Below are 15666 nucleotides of genomic sequence, written 5' to 3' on the forward strand. Positions count from 1 at the left end.
CCTTCAGAGCTGAATCCAGGTCGCCTTCAGCTCGGTGTACTTGTCGAACGCATGCAGCGACTTGTCGCGGCCGTTGCCCGACTGCTTGAAGCCGCCGAAGGGCGCGGTCATGTCGCCGCCGTCGTACTGGTTCACCCACACGCTGCCGGCGCGCAGGGCCCGGGCGGCACGGTGGGCCTTGGACAGGTTGGCCGTCCACACGGCGGCGGCGAGCCCGTACGGGGTGTCGTTGGCAATGCGGATGGCCTCGTCGAGGTCGTCGAAGGCGATCACCGACAGCACCGGGCCGAAGATCTCCTCGCGGGCGATTTTCATGGCATTGCTGACGCCGTCGAAGATCGTTGGCTCGACGTAGTAACCCCCGGTCTCCTGCAGCGTGCGGCCGCCGCCGGCCAGCACCTGCGCGCCTTCGCTGCGGCCCGCGTCGATGTAGCCGAGCACGGTTTCCAGCTGCTGGGTATCGACCAGCGCGCCGACGTTGGTGGCCGGGTCGAGCGGGTTGCCGGGCTTCCAGCCCTTGAGCGCCTCGACCACCATCGGCAGGAAGCGGTCCTTGATCGAGCGCTCGACCAGCAGCCGCGAGCCGGCGGTACAGACTTCGCCCTGGTTGAAGGCGATGGCGCCGGCGGCGGATTTGGCGGCCGCCTCGAGGTCCGGCGCATCGGCGCAGACGATGTTCGGGCTCTTGCCGCCGGCCTCCAGCCAGACACGCTTCATGTTCGACTCGCCGGCATAGATCATCAGCTGCTTGGCCACGCGGGTGGAGCCGGTGAAGACCAGGGTGTCGACGTCCATGTGCAGCGCCAGCGCCTTGCCGACGGTGTGGCCGTAGCCCGGCAGCACATTGAGCACGCCAGCCGGAATGCCGGCGTCGATCGCCAGCTGCGCCACGCGGATCGCGGTCAGCGGCGACTTCTCCGACGGCTTGAGCACCACCGAATTGCCGGTGGCCAGCGCCGGGCCGAGTTTCCAGCAGGCCATCATCAGCGGGAAATTCCACGGCACGATGGCCGCCACCACGCCGACCGGCTCGCGCGTGACCAGGCCGAGCTGGTCATGCGGCGTGGCGGCCACCTCGTCGTAGACCTTGTCGATCGCCTCGCCGCTCCAGCGGATGGCACGGGCCGAGCCCGGGATGTCGACGCCGCGCGCATCGCTGATCGGCTTGCCCATGTCGAGGGTTTCGAGCAGCGCCAGCTCGTCGCGATGGGCCTCGATCAGCTCGGCGAAGCGAATCATCACCGCCTTGCGCTTGGCTGGCGCCATGCGCGACCAGTCGCCGGCCTCGAACGTTCGGCGCGCGACGGCCACGGCACGGTCGGCATCGGCCTGGTCGCAGCTGGCGACCTGCGCCAGCACGCGACCGTCGATCGGGCTGATGCACTCGAAGGTGGCACCGGCAGCGGCCGGTACGTACTGGCCTTCGATGAAGGCGCGGCTTTCGATGGTCAGTTCTCGGGCGCGCTGTTGCCAGTCGGCGAAGGTCGAAGCGGTCATGCGGGCGTCCTCATGGATGGGGTCCAAGGATGAAAGCGCACCCTAGCCCAGCCGGCCAGAAGCTATCAATATTTTTTACGGACGAGCCATTTTCGGCCTTGTTATGTTCGATTTATTAAACATAGACTCAGGCCAACCCACCCCCGCCGGAGCTTCGTCATGGATCACCGCGCCTCGCCCGATCATTTCTGGATGCCGTTCACCGCCAACCGCCAGTTCAAGGCCGGGCCGCGTCTGCTCGAAAGCGCCGAGGGCATGTACTACACCACCACCGATGGCCGCCGCGTGCTCGACGGCACGGCCGGGCTCTGGTGCTGCAACGCGGGCCACGGGCGTCGGGAGATCACCGAGGCGGTCAGCAAGCAGGTGGCGAAGATGGACTTCGCCCCGACCTTCCAGATGGGCCATCCGCTGCCCTTCGAACTGGCCGAGCGGCTGAGCGAAATCACCCCCGGGAACCTGAACCGGGTGTTCTTCACCAACTCCGGTTCCGAGTCGGTCGACACGGCGCTGAAAATCGCCCTCGCCTACCAGCGCGCCATTGGCCAGGGCACCCGCACCCGCCTGATCGGCCGGGAGCTGGGCTATCACGGCGTGGGCTTCGGCGGCATCTCGGTCGGCGGCATGGTCAACAACCGCAAGGCCTTCGGCAATTCGCTGCTACCGGGGGTCGATCACCTGCCGCATACGCTGGACCTCTCGCGCAACGCCTTCGCCCGCGGCCTGCCGGAACACGGCGTCGAGAAGGCCGACGAGCTGGAGCGGCTGGTGACGCTGCACGGCGCGGAGAACATCGCGGCGGTCATCGTCGAACCGATGTCCGGCTCGGCCGGCGTGGTGGTGCCGCCCCAGGGCTACCTGCAACGGCTGCGCGAGATCACCCGCAAGCACGGCATCCTGCTGATCTTCGACGAAGTCATCACCGGCTTCGGCCGCGTCGGCGAGGCGTTCGCCGCGCAGCGCTGGGGCGTGACGCCGGACATCATCACCTGCGCCAAGGGCCTGACCAACGGTGCGATCCCCATGGGCGCGGTGTTCGTCGACGAGGCCCTGTTCGAGGCCTTCATGACCGGCCCCGAGAGCGCCATCGAGTTCTTCCACGGCTACACCTACTCCGGCCATCCGGTGGCCTGCGCCGCGGCCCTGGCGGCGCAGGATGTTTACCGCCGCGACGGGCTGTTCCAGAAGGCCGTCGAGCTGGAAGGCTACTGGCAGGATGCGCTCTGGCGGCTGCAAGGCCTGCCGAACGTGATCGACATCCGCAGCGTCGGGCTGGTCGCCGGCGTGCAACTCTCGCCGAGCGAGGCGGGCGTCGGCAAGCGCGGCTACGAGGTGTTCCGTCACTGCTTCGAGCAGGGCGCGCTGATCCGGGCGAGCGGCGACACCTTGGCGCTGTCGCCGGCGCTGATCATCGACCGCACCGAGATCGACACCCTCATCGATCGCCTCGGCGAGGCGATCGGCGCCGCCGCCTGATCCAGCCCTGCGACGGATGGTCTCACCAGCGGGGCCATCCGTCGCTGTCAGGGTGCGTTCGTCGCCTACTGCCCCGCCATTCGTCGCCCGACCACGACAGCCCCAGCGGTTGCCGTATCCTCGCCGCGTTCCGGGTTCCCCACCCGATCAACGGCCTGTCTGACCTCGAACGCCTGCCGATAAGCCCGTCAGCGCCTGGCCGACTTGGCGCCCCTCTTGGCGCATCGCGGGAGCTTCCCGCTGCATCGTGGTCCGCCCTCTGGCGGTTATCTGTCTTCGCGTGGGTTCGCCCGCCTGGATGTGAGATGAAGAAGTCACCCCTGCTGCGGGGCCGTCGCGGCCTTGCGCTCAGCGCACTCGTACTGCTGGCCGCCGTCGTCCTGGCGGTGTGGCAGTTCAAGCCCGCCACCCCGGCGACGCCGCCGGCCGAAGGCTCGGTCGCGGCGATGCTGCACGACCTGGCGTTGTCCACCGATGCCTGGCGCGAGAACCGTCGCGACATCTCCGTGCTGCTCGACGACCTGACCCGGGGCACCATCGCCACCGCCGCGATCGGTGAGGATGCGCTCTACGTCACCACCGCCGACGGCCTGCGCTACTGGGTGCCGGACCAGTCCGGCCGTGTCGCCGACCTGCTGCTTGCGCGCTACGCGGGCCTGTCCGGCGAGCGTTTTCCGATCAGCCTGTTCGACACCGACGGCGAGACGCCGTGGTACGAACGCCTGCTGCCCTACTCGCCGATCGCATTGCTGGCCCTGCTGGCGATCGGCATCGCGATCGCCCGTTACCAGCCCTACCGCGCCACCCGTGCCGGTACCGACATCGGCTTCGATGACGTGATCGGCGCCGCCGAGGCCAAGCTGGCCCTGCGCGACGTGACCGCCTACCTGCGCGACCCGGCCGCCTATGCCGCCTTGGGTGCCCGTCCGCCCAAGGGCGTGCTGCTGACCGGCGAGCCCGGCACCGGCAAGACGCAATTGGCCAAGGCCCTGGCGACCGAATCGAACGCGGCGTTCATCCAGATCACCGGCAGCGATTTTTCCTCGATGTACTTCGGCGTCGGCATCCAGAAGGTCAAGGCGCTGTTCCGCTCGGCCCGCAAGCAGGCGCCTTGCATCATCTTCATCGACGAGATCGACGGCATCGGCAAGCGCGCCGAACAGCAGCGCTCCAGCGATGCCGAGAGCAACCGCATCATCAACCAGTTCCTCGCCGAGATGGACGGCTTCGACGCCGCCAGCGGCGTGCTGGTGCTCGGTGCGACCAACTTCCCCAACTCGCTCGACCCGGCGCTGGTGCGCGAGGGCCGCTTCGACCGCACCATCGCCGTCGGCCTGCCGGGCCTGGGCGATCGGGAAGCGCTGTTCCGCCTGTATGCGGGCAAGATCAAGGCCGCCACGGACCTCGATTTCGCCCAGCTGGCGCGCAACACCGTCGGCCTTACGCCGGCCGCCATTGCCTATATCGTCAACCATGCCGCGCTGCTGGCCGCCCGTGCCGAGGCGCGGCAGGTGGAGATGAGCCACGTCGTCGACGCCATCGAGACCTGCCGCATCGGCGAGCAACCCTCGGGCGTGACGCCGCTGTCGGAAACCGACCGCAAGCGCATCGCCGTGCACGAAGCCGGGCATGCGCTGATCGCCGCCGACCTGCGCGTCGGGCGGGTCGAAAAGGTCACCATCCTGCCGCGCGGCCAGGCGCTGGGCGTCACGCTGGTCACGCCGGTGGAAGACAAGCGCCTGCACCTCGAGTCGGAGCTGCGCGCACGGATCATGATGCTGCTGGCCGGCCGTGGCGCCGAGCAGCTGTACTTCCATGAAGTCTCGTCCGGCGCCGGCCAGGATCTTCAGGAAGCGTCCAAGATCGCCCTGTCGATGGTGGGTGCGCTGGGCATGAGCCCGAGCGGTGCCCTGCTCAGCCTGCAAGCGGTGCGGGAAGCCAACATCGAGTTCGATTCCGGCGCCTCGATCCAGGCCGCCGACCAGCTGCTGCGCACGCTGGAGGCCGAGTGCCAGGCGCGCCTGAAGCTGATGAAGGCCGCGCTCGACCACATCACCGAGCGCCTGCTCGAAGACGAAACCGTGCCCGGTGAAGAAGTGCTCGCCGCCATCGCCGCGCTGCCGCGCCCGACCCAGGAAGCCCGCGCCCAGGTGCTGCTGGCGCCAGCGCTGGAGATGATCGACCGCGTCGCGGCCAGCGCACTCGAGGAGGCGGACAATTTCCAGCTCGCCCCGCGCCCCTCGCGTGACGGCGATGAGGAAGGGCCTGGGATGGTGTGATAGCCAGCCGAGGGCTGGGCATGGAAAGGCGGCGTTAGACGCCGCGCTTTCTTCGGCCCGGCCTTCAGGTTGCGCCCTGCACGGCGCGGAGTGCTGGGATGCACCGTAGGAGCCCGCTTGCGGGCGAAGCTTTTGTTTTTTGGCTTCGTGATCTGGGGTTTTGGACGCCGCGCTTTCCTCGGCCCGAACTACCGATTGCGCCTTGCACGGCGCGGAATGCTGGGATGCGCCGTAGGAGCCCGCTTGCGGGCGAAGCTTTTGTTTTTTGGCTTCGTGATCTGGGGTTTTGGACGCCGCGCTTCCCTCGGCCCGAACTACCGATTGCGCCTTGCACGGCGCGGAATGCTGGGATGCGCCGTAGGAGCCCGCTTGCGGGCGAAGCTTTTGTTTTTTGGCTTCACGATCTGGGGTTTTGGACGCCGCGCTTTCCTCGGCCCGAACTACCGATTGCGCCTTGCACGGCGCGTCACTTTTGCCAATCGCGGCAAAAGTAACCAAAACCGCTTGCCCCTGCATCCGGCCCCGGCTTCGCCGGGGTCCCCTCGCTCCGGTGCGGTTCCAGGGGCACGCCACGAAGGGCCATCCATGGCCCTCGCGGCTCTCGCGGCATCCCTGCCGCTCAACCCCCTCCACGACACCTGCGCTCGGCCTGCTGAAGGGGCGAATTGGTGTGGCCTGAGAGTTTGGGTGGGAAAAGCCAGAGAGCGAAGCAGAAAAGCAGAAAAGCAGAAAAGCAGAAAAGCAGAAAAGCAGAAAAGCAGAAAAGCAGAAAAGCAAAGCTGTTGTGGTCGCGAACGTGAGACAACCGTACACGTAGGGTGCATTCGCAAAGCAATGCACCGGTTTCGCATTGGCGGCGTCCCTGGCGGATTGTTCGCTTCGCTCCTGAATCCGCCCCTACATCTGATGCAGGCTGATGCGGCAATCACTCAAACGTCAGCCACCGTAGGGTGGAAAACCGCAACGCGTTTTCCACCGCTTGCACGGCGATGAAGCCTTTACCTGGCTGCCCCATGTTGTGCCCAACCGGCACGGGCGCAGGCTTTTGATTTCGCTTGCACCTCACTCTCAGACCACTCGAACCAACCCCCTTTCATCCGGCCGAACGCAGGCGTTGCGCAGGGGGACGCGAGGCAGGACGCCGAGCGAGGCGCGGCGGGACAGGACGTCCCGTCGTGACGCGCCCCCGGAGCGGCGCCGGAGTGAGGGCAGTCTGGCTGCGCAGCAGGCAGACCCGGATGATGGGGTCGCCTTCTCTTTGGTTACTTTCTCTTGGCGAGACAAGAGAAAGTGACGCGCCGTGCAAGGCGCGATCTGTCGTCCGGGCCGAGGAAAGCGCGGCGTCCATAACCCCAGATCACGAAGCCAAAAAGCAAAAGCATCGCCCGCAAGCGGGCTCCTACAAACGACCAAACTTCGGCGTGGTGCAAAGCGCAAGCTGTCGTCCGGGCCAAGGAAAGCGCAGCGTCCGAAACACCAGACCGCGAAGCCAAAGACAAAAGCATCGCCCGCAAGCGGGCTCCTACACGCCCAAAATTCCGGCGTCGCGCAAGGCGCAACCGTCGGCCGGACCGAAGAGAACCTGGCGTCCAAACGCTTGAGCGAGACGCCGGAATCGCAGGCCCCCGCCCCGCGGGTCCAAGGACCCGCACCGTGCAAAAACACAAAACCACCCACCAGGGCGCCGCTACCGGTCGTGCGCCACGCGAAAGAAGCTCACACGCTCGTTGAGCTGCCGCGCCAGCCCCGCCAGTTCGCGGCTGGCGACGGCGACCTGGTCGGAGCCGGCGGAGGTTTCGACGGTGGCGCCGTGGATCCGGTTGATGTTCTGGTTCACATCTTCGGCGACCTTGCTCTGCTCCTCAGCGGCGCTGGCGATCTGCGCGTTCATGTCGGTGATTGCGCCCACTTCATGGCGAATGCGCGCCAATGCCGCCTCGGCCTCGTGGGTCTGCTCGACGGTGCGCTGGGCGAGCGAGCGGCTGGTCTGCATCACCTCGACCGCCTTGCCAGCGCCCTCCTGCAACTTGCCGATCATGTCGCGGATCTCTCGGGTCGAGCCCTGGGTGCGGTTGGCCAGCGATCGCACCTCGTCGGCCACCACCGCGAAGCCGCGGCCGTGCTCGCCGGCCCGCGCCGCTTCGATGGCGGCGTTCAGGGCCAGCAGGTTGGTCTGTTCGGCAATGCTGTTGATGACCTCGACGATGCCTTCGATGTCGGCGCTGTCCTGGGAGACGGTACGCACCGTCTCCGCCGCGCCTTCGAGAATCCGGGCCAGCTCCTGAATGCCGCCGGCCGTCTGCTCCACCACGCGCTTGCCCTTCTCGACCTCGCCGTCGGCGGTGCGCGTCGCTTCGGCGGCCTGCGCCGCGTAGCCCGCCACTTCGGTGACGGTCGCCGCCATCTCGGTGATGGCCGTGGCGACCTGCTCGGCCTCGCTGGCTTGCAGGCGGATCTGCCGGTTGTTGTTCTCCGACGTGCCGCTGAGCTGGCTGGAGGCAACGGACAGGTCGCCGGCCGCCGTACGCACCTGGATGATGGTGTCGGTCAGGCGCTGGCCGGTTTCCTTCAGTGCGCTCATGACGCTGTTGGGGTAGCGCGTGTCGATGGCGTGGCCCAGCTCGCCCTGCGCGAGGCGGCGTATCGCGGCGGCCACGTCGGTCGGTTCGGCACCGAGGGTGGCGCGCACATGCCGGACGATCGCCAGGGCGACGAGCACGCCGACGATCACCGCCAGCAATGTCACGCCGATGATCAGCCAGCCGAAGGCATGGGCCGTCTCGCCGACGGCGTCGAGATCGCGGCGAATGTCGGCCTCCTGGTAATCGATGAAGGCGTTGATGCGCTTGAGCCACTCGGCGTAAGCCGGCGATACATCGCTGAGCAATACGGCCTGCGCACCCACCCGGTCGCCACCGCGGCGCTGCTCGAGCAGCCGCGCCGTCAATCCCAGCGCCTCGCTCTCGATGGCGCGGATCTGCTGCATCAGGCGGCGCTCCTCACCGGTGGTTCCCGGTTCGGCCAACAGGTCATCCATGGGCTGGGCCGAGGCCTGATAGGCATCTGCGAGCCGGCGGATATCCTCCAGATGGCGGGCCAGCGCCGCGTCATCGCGCACCAGCACGGCATCGCGGATCGAGATGGCGCGGTCATGCACGCTGCCTCGGAAGTTGATCGCATAGCGCTGCTTGAGCGCCGCCCCTTCGCTGACCCGCGCCAGGGTGCCATCGATGACGGCCACCCGCTGAACCCCCACCAGGGCCACTCCCACCATCAGCAGAAGTACCAGACCGAATCCCAAACCGAGGCGTTGGGCCAACCCGAGCGAACTGCGCATTTGTTGAGCCTCTAACTTGTGCGTGAGTTGTACAAGACAAATCTGTTGCACAAGATTAGCCCTGATTGGTGTCACTTTGCCAGCGTCAAAAAGGCTGTAAACGGCAGGGCCTGACCGAAGGTATCGCCGGAAGGGATGACCGACCCGGTCAGGCGCCCGGTAGCGCGCGCAGCTGCGCTTCGAGAAACGCCCGCTCCGGCGCGAGCCGAGCAAGGGCGAGGGCCTGGCGGTAGGCGACACGGGCCGCCTCGGTGTGGCCGAGCTGGCGATGCAGGTCGGCGAGGGTGGCGTGGGCCAGGTGGTAGTCGGCGAGCTGCCCGTCGGCCAGCAGGGCCTCGACCAGCGCCAGCCCGGTCGCGGGTCCGCGCAGCATGGCGATGGCCACGGCGCGGTTGAGGGCGACGACCGGCGTCGGCTCCAGGCGCAGCAGCAGGTCGTACAGCCCGACGATCTGCGCCCAGTCGGTGGTCTCGGCACTGGCCGCTTCGGCGTGCACCGCGGCGATCGCCGCCTGCAGGCTGTAGGGGCCGAACCGCCGGGAACGCAGCGCCCGCTCGACCAGTTGGCAGCCCTGCGCGATCAGTTGGCGGTCCCACAGGCTGCGGTCCTGATCGGACAGGCGCACCAGCGCGCCGGCGGCATCGGTTCGCGCGGGGCGGCGGGCTTCGCTAAGCAGCATCAGCGCCAGCAGCCCGGCGACTTCCGGGTCCGGCAGCAGGTCGAGCAGCAACCCGCCAAGGCGAAGGGCTTCGGCGCTGAGGTCGGCGCGCACCAGGCTGTCGCCTTCGGAGGCGGCGTAGCCCTCGTTGAAGACCAGGTAGATCACCCGCAGCACCTGATCGAGCCGTTCCGGCAGCTCGGCGCGTGCCGGCACCTGGTAGGGGATCGCCGCGTCGCGGATCTTGCGCTTGGCCCGCACGATGCGCTGGGCGATGGCCGTCGGCGAGGCGAGAAAGGCGCGGGCGATCTCCTCGGTGGTCAGGCCGCAGACCTCACGCAGGGTCAGCGGCACGCGCGCATCGGCCGGTAGCGCCGGGTGGCAGCAGGTGAAGATCAGCCGCAGGCGATCATCTTCCACGTCGTCGGCCTCCAGCGTGTCGGTCGCGGCATCGGTGGCAAGCTGGTCGGCGATCAGCCCCAGCGAGGCGTCGAAGCGCGCCCGCCGGCGCAAGCCGTCAATGGCCTTGAAGCGCCCGGCCGACACCAGCCAGGCGCGCGGATTGTCCGGCACGCCCTGCTCGGGCCATTGCCGCAGGGCGGCGGCGAAGGCGTCCTGCAGGGCTTCCTCGGCCAGGTCGAAATCACCCAGCAGGCGGATCAGCGTGGCCAGCACCCGGCGCGATTCGCGTCGATACAGCGCCTCGAGATCGAGCGCGCCATCGGCGGGCCGATTCAACGGTTCGGCAACTCGCGCACCGGCCGGACCTCGACACGCCCGAGATAGGCTGGCGGGACGCGGGCGGCGATGGCGGTGGCTTCGTCCATGTCGGCCGCCTCGATCATGTAGAAGCCGGCCAGTTGCTCGCGTGTCTCGGCGAAGGGACCGTCGACCACCGACACGGCGCCGTCGCGGACGCTCACGGTGCGGGCGCTGCGTACGGATTGCAGCGGCGCGCCGTCGAGCATGTGACCGCTGCCGCGCAGCGATTCGCCGAAGCTCAGGCAGCGGTCGACCAGCGCCAGCCATTGTTCGTCGCTCATCGCGTCGACGGCCGACTCGGGGTAGTAGATCAGGCACAGGTATTTCATCGAAGGCTCTCCGGGTGCCTCGCCCCATTGCGGGACGAGCCGGTCAGGTCATCAGGATTTCCGCTCGACCGGCACGCTCATGGTCTCGGAATCGAACGGCATGGAGCAGTGTTCATGGACCACTTTCCACGCGCCGTCCAGTCGGCGGAAGCAGCGCGTGCCGCGCATCCAGCCCGAGCAGGTCTCGCCCTTGTCGTCGGTGCCGCCGCCTTCGGCGAGGAAGTGGCAGAACGCGAGATCGCCCTCGACCTCGACCTGCACGTCTTCGATGCGGAAGAAGCCGTTCTGGCACATCTCCATGCAGGCCTGCCAATGCTGGCGGTAGCTGTCCAGGCCGGTGAAGCGCAGCGGGCCGATGCAGTCGAAGGCGACGATCGAATCGGCGTATTGCGCCAGCACCGGTTCCAGGCGGCGATCGTTGGCGCCGCGCGCCCAATCTTCGGTCAGACGGCGGATCTCGGCGGCGTCGGCGGTTCGGTCGGTGGCGCGATCGGTGGTGTTCATGAGGTGAACCTCTCGTTGGGGTTGGCGGGGTGGGTCGTCAGGGTGTCGCGGGTACGGCTCGGCGCGACGGGGTGAATGCGAATGCCGCCGAGCCGGCCGCATGGCAGGCTGGCGGCCAGGCGAATGGCGTCGTTGAGGTCGCGCGCCTCGATCAGGCAGAAGCGCACCAGCTCATCGGCGGGCGCGACGGGGTCGTCGTCGAGCAGCAGCTGCCCGTGGCGCAGACGCAGCGTGGTGGCCGTCTCGGACGGTTGCAGCGGCCCGCCGGCCAGCAGCACGGCGCGCTGGCGCCAGGTATCGAGGCAGGCGTCGGTCTGCTCGTCGAGCGCCTCGGCGACGACCGGGTGATCGAACGCCTCGCGGGCCAGGTAGATCAGGCAGAGGTAGTTCATGCGGGGCTCCGACACCTTGGCGATTTACCTCTAGTCGTCCGGCCGGCGCGCCGATCGACAGCACCGCGAAAAAAATTCACCGGTCGCATGCCGCCGAACCCTGCGGAACCATCGCGCGCGCAGGGAATCGACCCTCTGTCGGCAATACCTTGAAACAACACGGAGACTCCCATGACGGCCCACGGCCCCTTTTCACGCGCCCGCCTGCTGCCCTCGCTGCTCGGCCTGCTGCTGTTGCTCGCCGGCCTGGCGATGCTCATCGGCGGCATTCGCCTGGTCATGCTCGACGGCTCGCCCTACTACCTGATCGGAGGCCTGGCGGTAGCGGCGACCGGCGTGCTGCTGTTCGTCGCCAGCCGCACGGCGCTGCTGGTGTACGGGCTGTTCCTGCTGGGCAGCTGCGTCTGGGCGCTATGGGAGGTGTGGCTGGACTGGTGGCAGCTGGTGCCGCGCCTGGCGCTGTGGTTCGCGGTGGGCATTTTGCTGTTGCTGCCGTGGTTCCGCCGGCCGCTGGGCGCGCCCGGCCAGGGCGGGGGTGTCGGGACGAAGCTGGTCGGCGCGGGCGTGGCGGTCGCCGGTATCGCGGCGCTGGTCAGCCTGTTCATGCCCGATCGCGGCGAGATCGACGGCGAACTGAGCCATGAGATGGTCCGGCTCGAGAACCCGGCGCCGGACACCGCGCCCGGCGACTGGCCGTCCTACGGGCGAACGGCCTTCGGCCAGCGCTACTCGCCGCTCAATCAGATCACCCCGGAAAACGTCGATCAGCTCGAACTGGCCTGGACCTTCCGCACCGGCGACATTCCCGGCCCGAACGACCCGCAGGAGACAACCGCCGAGAACACCCCGCTGAAGGTCAACGGCATGCTCTACGTCTGCACGCCGCACAGCCAGGTGATCGCGCTGAACCCCGACACCGGCGAGGAAATCTGGCGCTTCGATCCCAAGCTCAGCACGCAGAATGCCGAGAGCTTCAAGGGCTGGGCGCACATGACCTGCCGGGGCGTGGCCTACCACGACGAAGCGAGCTACGGCGCCGTGCCGCCGGCCAGCCCGGACATGCCGGCCGATCGCTGCACCAAGCGCATCTTCCTGCCGACCGCCGACACCCGGCTGATCGCCCTCAACGCCGACACTGGCAAGCCCTGCCCGCGCTTCGGCGACGGCGGCTCGGTCAACCTCGCCACCGGCATCGGCGACTTCAACCCAGGCGGCTATTACTCCACCTCGCCGCCCTCGGTCGCCCGCGACCTGGTGATCATCGGCGGGCACGTCACCGACAACGTGTCGCTGGACGAGCCTTCCGGCGTGATCCGCGCCTACGACGTGCGCACCGGCGAGCTCGTCTGGAACTGGGACAGCGGCAACCCCGAAGAAACCGAGCCGCTGCCGCCGGGCGAGATCTACACGCGCAACTCGCCGAACATGTGGTCGGTCATGAGCGTCGACGAGGACCTCGGCCTGATCTACCTGCCGATGGGCAACGCCACGCCGGACCAGTGGGGCGGCCACCGGACGCCGCCGATGGAGCGCTTCAGCGCCGGCATCACCGCGCTCGACATCGCCACCGGCGAGGTGCGCTGGGTGTTCCAGACCACCCATCACGACCTCTGGGACATGGACGTCGGCGGCCAGCCGAGCCTGACCACCGTGGAAACCGCGCAAGGGCCGCGACCGGCGCTGATCGCCTCGACCAAGCAGGGCAGCATCTACGTGCTCGACCGCCGCACCGGCGAGCCGATCATCCCGGTCGAGGAACGCCCGGTGCCACAGGGCGCCGCCAAAGGCGACTGGGCGGCGCCGACCCAGCCTTTCTCCAAGCTGGATCTGCAACCGCCGCTGATGACCGAACAGGACATGTGGGGCGTGACGCCATTCGACCAGATGCTCTGCCGTATCGAATTCAAGGGCCTGCGCTACGACGGCATCTACACGCCGCCCTCGGTCCAGGGCTCGCTGGTCAACCCCGGCAACTTCGGCGTATTCGACTGGGGCGGCGTCTCGGTCGACCCGCAGCGCCAGATCGTCTTCATGAACCCCAGCTACATGGCCTTCACCTCGCAACTGGTCCCGCGCGATAAAGTCGGCAATGCCCAGCGCATCAGCGAGATCGAGGGCGTGCAGCCGAACAAGGGCGCGCCGTTCGGGGTGATCCTGCAACCCCTGTTGTCGCCGCTCGGCCTGCCCTGCCAGGCGCCGGCCTGGGGCTACATCGCCGCGGCCGACCTGACCACCGGCGAGATCATCTACAAGCGCAAGAACGGCACCATCCGCGACAGCGCGCCCATCCCGCTGCCGATCGAAATGGGCGTGCCGAGCCTGGGCGGCACCATCCTCACCGCCGGCGGCGTGGGCTTCCTCTCCGGCACGCTGGACCAGTACCTGCGCGCCTATGACGTGGCGACCGGCGAAGAGCTGTGGAAGGGCCGGCTGCCGGCCGGCGGCCAGACCACGCCGATGACCTACGCCGGCGCCGATGGCCGCCAGTACGTGCTGGTCATGGCCGGCGGACACGGCTCGCTGGGCACCGAACAGGGCGACTACGTGCTCGCCTACGCACTGCCGGAACAACCGCAATGACCGGAGGACCGCGATATGTCCCTACGCACCCGGACGCGCGCCGCCCTCGGCGCCGCGCTCCTGCTCATCGGCACGGCCACGCAGGGGGCGCCCATGCATGACCTGCTGATCGGCACCTACACGCAAGACGGCAGCGAGGGGCTGTACCGCTATCGATTCGACGCCGGCAGCGGCCGCATCGACCCGCGGCCGGTGCAGGTGGTGGAGGCCCACAACCCGTCCTGGCTCGTGCTCGACGCCACGCGCAACCGCCTGTTCGCGGTGAACGAGAACGGACCGGGCAACGCCGACCCGGTCGGCCGAGCCAGCAGCTTTTCGATCGACCCCGACAGCCAGGCGCTGACCCCGATCGACCGGCAATCGACCCTCAGCGACCACCCGACCCACGCCAGCCTCAGCCATGACGGGCGCTACCTGTTCGTCGCCAACTACGCGGTCGCCGAAGACCCGGGCGGCAGCCTCGCGGTGATACCGGTCAACCCGGACGGCACCCTCGAACCGGTGACGCAGATCGCCACGCACCAGGCCAGCGGCGTCCACCCGGAGCGCCAGCAGTCTTCGCACGTGCATTCGGTAGTGCCCTCGCCGGACGGCCGGTTCGTCTTCGTCAGCGACCTGGGCGCCGACAAGGTCTTCGTCTACCGCTACGACCCGGCCAACACCGAGCGTCCGCTCATACCGGCCGAACCCGCCGCCGTGAAACTCCCGCCCGGCAGCGGACCGCGCCACCTGGCGTTCAGCGAGGACGGCAAGCAGGCGTGGCTGACCCTGGAACTGACCGCCCAGCTCGCGCGCTTCGACCATGCCGACGGCGTGCTGACCCAGCGCCAGCTCGTCGACCTGATCGGCGAAAACGACGGCGGCAAGCACTCGGCGGCGGCGGTGCATCCATCACACGACGGGCGCTTTCTCTACGTCAGCGACCGCGGCGAGGTGAACCGCCTGCTGGTCTTCGCCATCGAGCCGGACGGCGCACTGCGGGAAATCCAGCGCCGCCCGACCGACGGCCAGGAGCCCCGCGAATTCACCCTCTCGCCCGACGGTCGGCACATGCTGGTGGCTAACCAGCTCAGCGATACGGTGGTGGTGATCGAGCGCGATGCCAAGACGGGGCTGCTCGGGGAGACGGTGCAGACGCTGCCGATCAGCCGGCCGTCGCATGTGGTGTTCATGCCGTAGGGACGCGCCGCTGGCCGGCGACGCCGTTTCCGGGCGTCTCGAATGGGCGTTTCGACGCCGCGCTTTTCTAGGCCCGGACGACAGCTTGCGCCCTGCACAGCGCTAAGCGTTTGGAAGACTTGTAGGAGCCCGCTTGCGGGCGAAGCTTTTGCTTTTTGGCTTCGTGATCTGGAGTTTTGGGCGCAGCACTTTCCTCGGCTCGGCCTCCAGATTGCGCCTCGCACGGCGCCTCACTTTTCTTTGCCGCGCGGCAAAGAAAAGTAAGCAAAAGAAAACGCGCCCCGTCATTCGGGTCTGACTGCTGCGCAGCCAGACTGCCCTCACTCCGGCGCCGCTCCGGGGGCACGTCGCGACGGGACATCCCTGTCCCGCCGCGCCTCGCTCGGCGTCCTGCCTCGCGTCCCCCTGCGCAACGCCTGCGGTCGGCCGGATGAAAGGGGGGTGGTCCAGAGTGGTCTGGGAGTGAGGTGCAAGCGAAATCAGAAGCCTGCGCCCGTGCCGGTTGGGCACAACATGGGGCAGCCAGGTAAAGGTTTCGTTGACGTGCAAGTGGTGGAAAACGCTTTGCGGTTTTCCACCCTACGGTGGCTGATGGTTCAGTGATGGCTGCATCACAGACGTAGGGCGGATTCAGGAGCGAAGCGAACAATCCGCCGGGACGCCGCCGATGCGA

Annotated in this window: 10 protein-coding genes; 4 read left to right on the forward strand and 6 right to left on the reverse strand. The window is 68.1% G+C overall.

From position 1 onward, the window contains the following. Window positions 1–3: 3 nt before the first annotated feature. Window positions 4–1497 carry an aldehyde dehydrogenase gene (locus tag D7325_RS18180; RefSeq protein ID WP_120997867.1) on the reverse strand — a complete coding sequence of 498 codons (1494 nt, stop codon included), beginning with the start codon at window positions 1495–1497 and terminating at the stop codon, window positions 4–6. Between the two features lie 159 nt (window positions 1498–1656). On the opposite strand from D7325_RS18180, the gene aptA reads away from it, so the two are divergent. Both aptA and D7325_RS18190 read left to right on the forward strand, forming a co-directional pair. Further along, window positions 1657–2973, forward strand: a complete 1317-nt coding sequence (gene aptA, locus D7325_RS18185; RefSeq protein WP_120997868.1) for an omega-aminotransferase AptA — start codon at window positions 1657–1659, stop codon at window positions 2971–2973. A gap of 305 nt (window positions 2974–3278) precedes the next feature. After that, entirely contained in the window at window positions 3279–5252 is a 1974-nt protein-coding gene (locus D7325_RS18190; RefSeq protein WP_120997869.1) for an AAA family ATPase, read from the forward strand. A 1687-nt stretch (window positions 5253–6939) separates the two neighbouring features. Here the strand turns inward: D7325_RS18190 and D7325_RS18195 are convergent. The 5 genes from D7325_RS18195 to D7325_RS18215 form a co-directional block, all read right to left on the reverse strand. Continuing rightward, the gene (locus D7325_RS18195) at window positions 6940–8589 is read right to left on the reverse strand and encodes a methyl-accepting chemotaxis protein (protein WP_120997870.1); all 1650 of its coding nucleotides are present in this window, start codon (window positions 8587–8589) and stop codon (window positions 6940–6942) included. A 148-nt stretch (window positions 8590–8737) separates the two neighbouring features. Beyond that, on the reverse strand, window positions 8738–9985 hold the full coding sequence (locus tag D7325_RS18200; RefSeq protein WP_120997871.1) for an RNA polymerase sigma factor: 1248 nt from the start codon (window positions 9983–9985) through the stop codon (window positions 8738–8740). Then, window positions 9982–10338, reverse strand: a complete 357-nt coding sequence (locus D7325_RS18205) for a YciI family protein (RefSeq protein WP_120997872.1) — start codon at window positions 10336–10338, stop codon at window positions 9982–9984. Before D7325_RS18205 ends, D7325_RS18200 begins: the two co-directional genes overlap by 4 nt. 51 nt (window positions 10339–10389) lie before the next feature. After that, complete coding sequence (locus tag D7325_RS18210; protein WP_120997873.1) at window positions 10390–10842, reverse strand: YybH family protein; 453 nt, start codon at window positions 10840–10842, stop codon at window positions 10390–10392. Then, complete coding sequence (locus D7325_RS18215) at window positions 10839–11234, reverse strand: YciI family protein (protein WP_120997874.1); 396 nt, start codon at window positions 11232–11234, stop codon at window positions 10839–10841. The genes D7325_RS18210 and D7325_RS18215 overlap by 4 nt, the downstream gene beginning before the upstream one ends. Window positions 11235–11405: 171 nt before the next feature. Between D7325_RS18215 and D7325_RS18220 the strand changes: the two genes are divergently transcribed. Next, window positions 11406–13814 (forward strand): glucose/quinate/shikimate family membrane-bound PQQ-dependent dehydrogenase, encoded by a 2409-nt coding sequence (locus D7325_RS18220; RefSeq protein ID WP_120997875.1) that lies wholly within the window; start codon window positions 11406–11408, stop codon window positions 13812–13814. Between the two features lie 15 nt (window positions 13815–13829). After that, the gene (locus D7325_RS18225) at window positions 13830–14993 is read left to right on the forward strand and encodes a lactonase family protein (protein WP_120997876.1); all 1164 of its coding nucleotides are present in this window, start codon (window positions 13830–13832) and stop codon (window positions 14991–14993) included. The last annotated feature ends 673 nt before the right edge of the window (window positions 14994–15666 follow it).

Origin of the sequence: Stutzerimonas urumqiensis (genome assembly GCF_003640395.1) — a bacterium.
Classification (GTDB): Bacteria; Pseudomonadota; Gammaproteobacteria; order Pseudomonadales; family Pseudomonadaceae; genus Stutzerimonas; species Stutzerimonas urumqiensis.

Excerpts from the sequence above, each read along its gene's own strand:
- D7325_RS18220 (WP_120997875.1), top strand. The coding sequence starts at position 11,406 with ATGACGGCCCACGGCCCCTTTTCACGCGCCCGCCTGCTGCCCTCGCTG.
- D7325_RS18205 (WP_120997872.1), bottom strand. The coding sequence starts at position 10,338 with ATGAAATACCTGTGCCTGATCTACTACCCCGAGTCGGCCGTCGACGCG.
- aptA (WP_120997868.1), top strand. The coding sequence starts at position 1,657 with ATGGATCACCGCGCCTCGCCCGATCATTTCTGGATGCCGTTCACCGCC.
- D7325_RS18210 (WP_120997873.1), bottom strand. The coding sequence starts at position 10,842 with ATGAACACCACCGATCGCGCCACCGACCGAACCGCCGACGCCGCCGAG.
- D7325_RS18215 (WP_120997874.1), bottom strand. The coding sequence starts at position 11,234 with ATGAACTACCTCTGCCTGATCTACCTGGCCCGCGAGGCGTTCGATCAC.
- D7325_RS18190 (WP_120997869.1), top strand. The coding sequence starts at position 3,279 with ATGAAGAAGTCACCCCTGCTGCGGGGCCGTCGCGGCCTTGCGCTCAGC.
- D7325_RS18195 (WP_120997870.1), bottom strand. The coding sequence starts at position 8,589 with ATGCGCAGTTCGCTCGGGTTGGCCCAACGCCTCGGTTTGGGATTCGGT.
- D7325_RS18225 (WP_120997876.1), top strand. The coding sequence starts at position 13,830 with ATGTCCCTACGCACCCGGACGCGCGCCGCCCTCGGCGCCGCGCTCCTG.
- D7325_RS18180 (WP_120997867.1), bottom strand. The coding sequence starts at position 1,497 with ATGACCGCTTCGACCTTCGCCGACTGGCAACAGCGCGCCCGAGAACTG.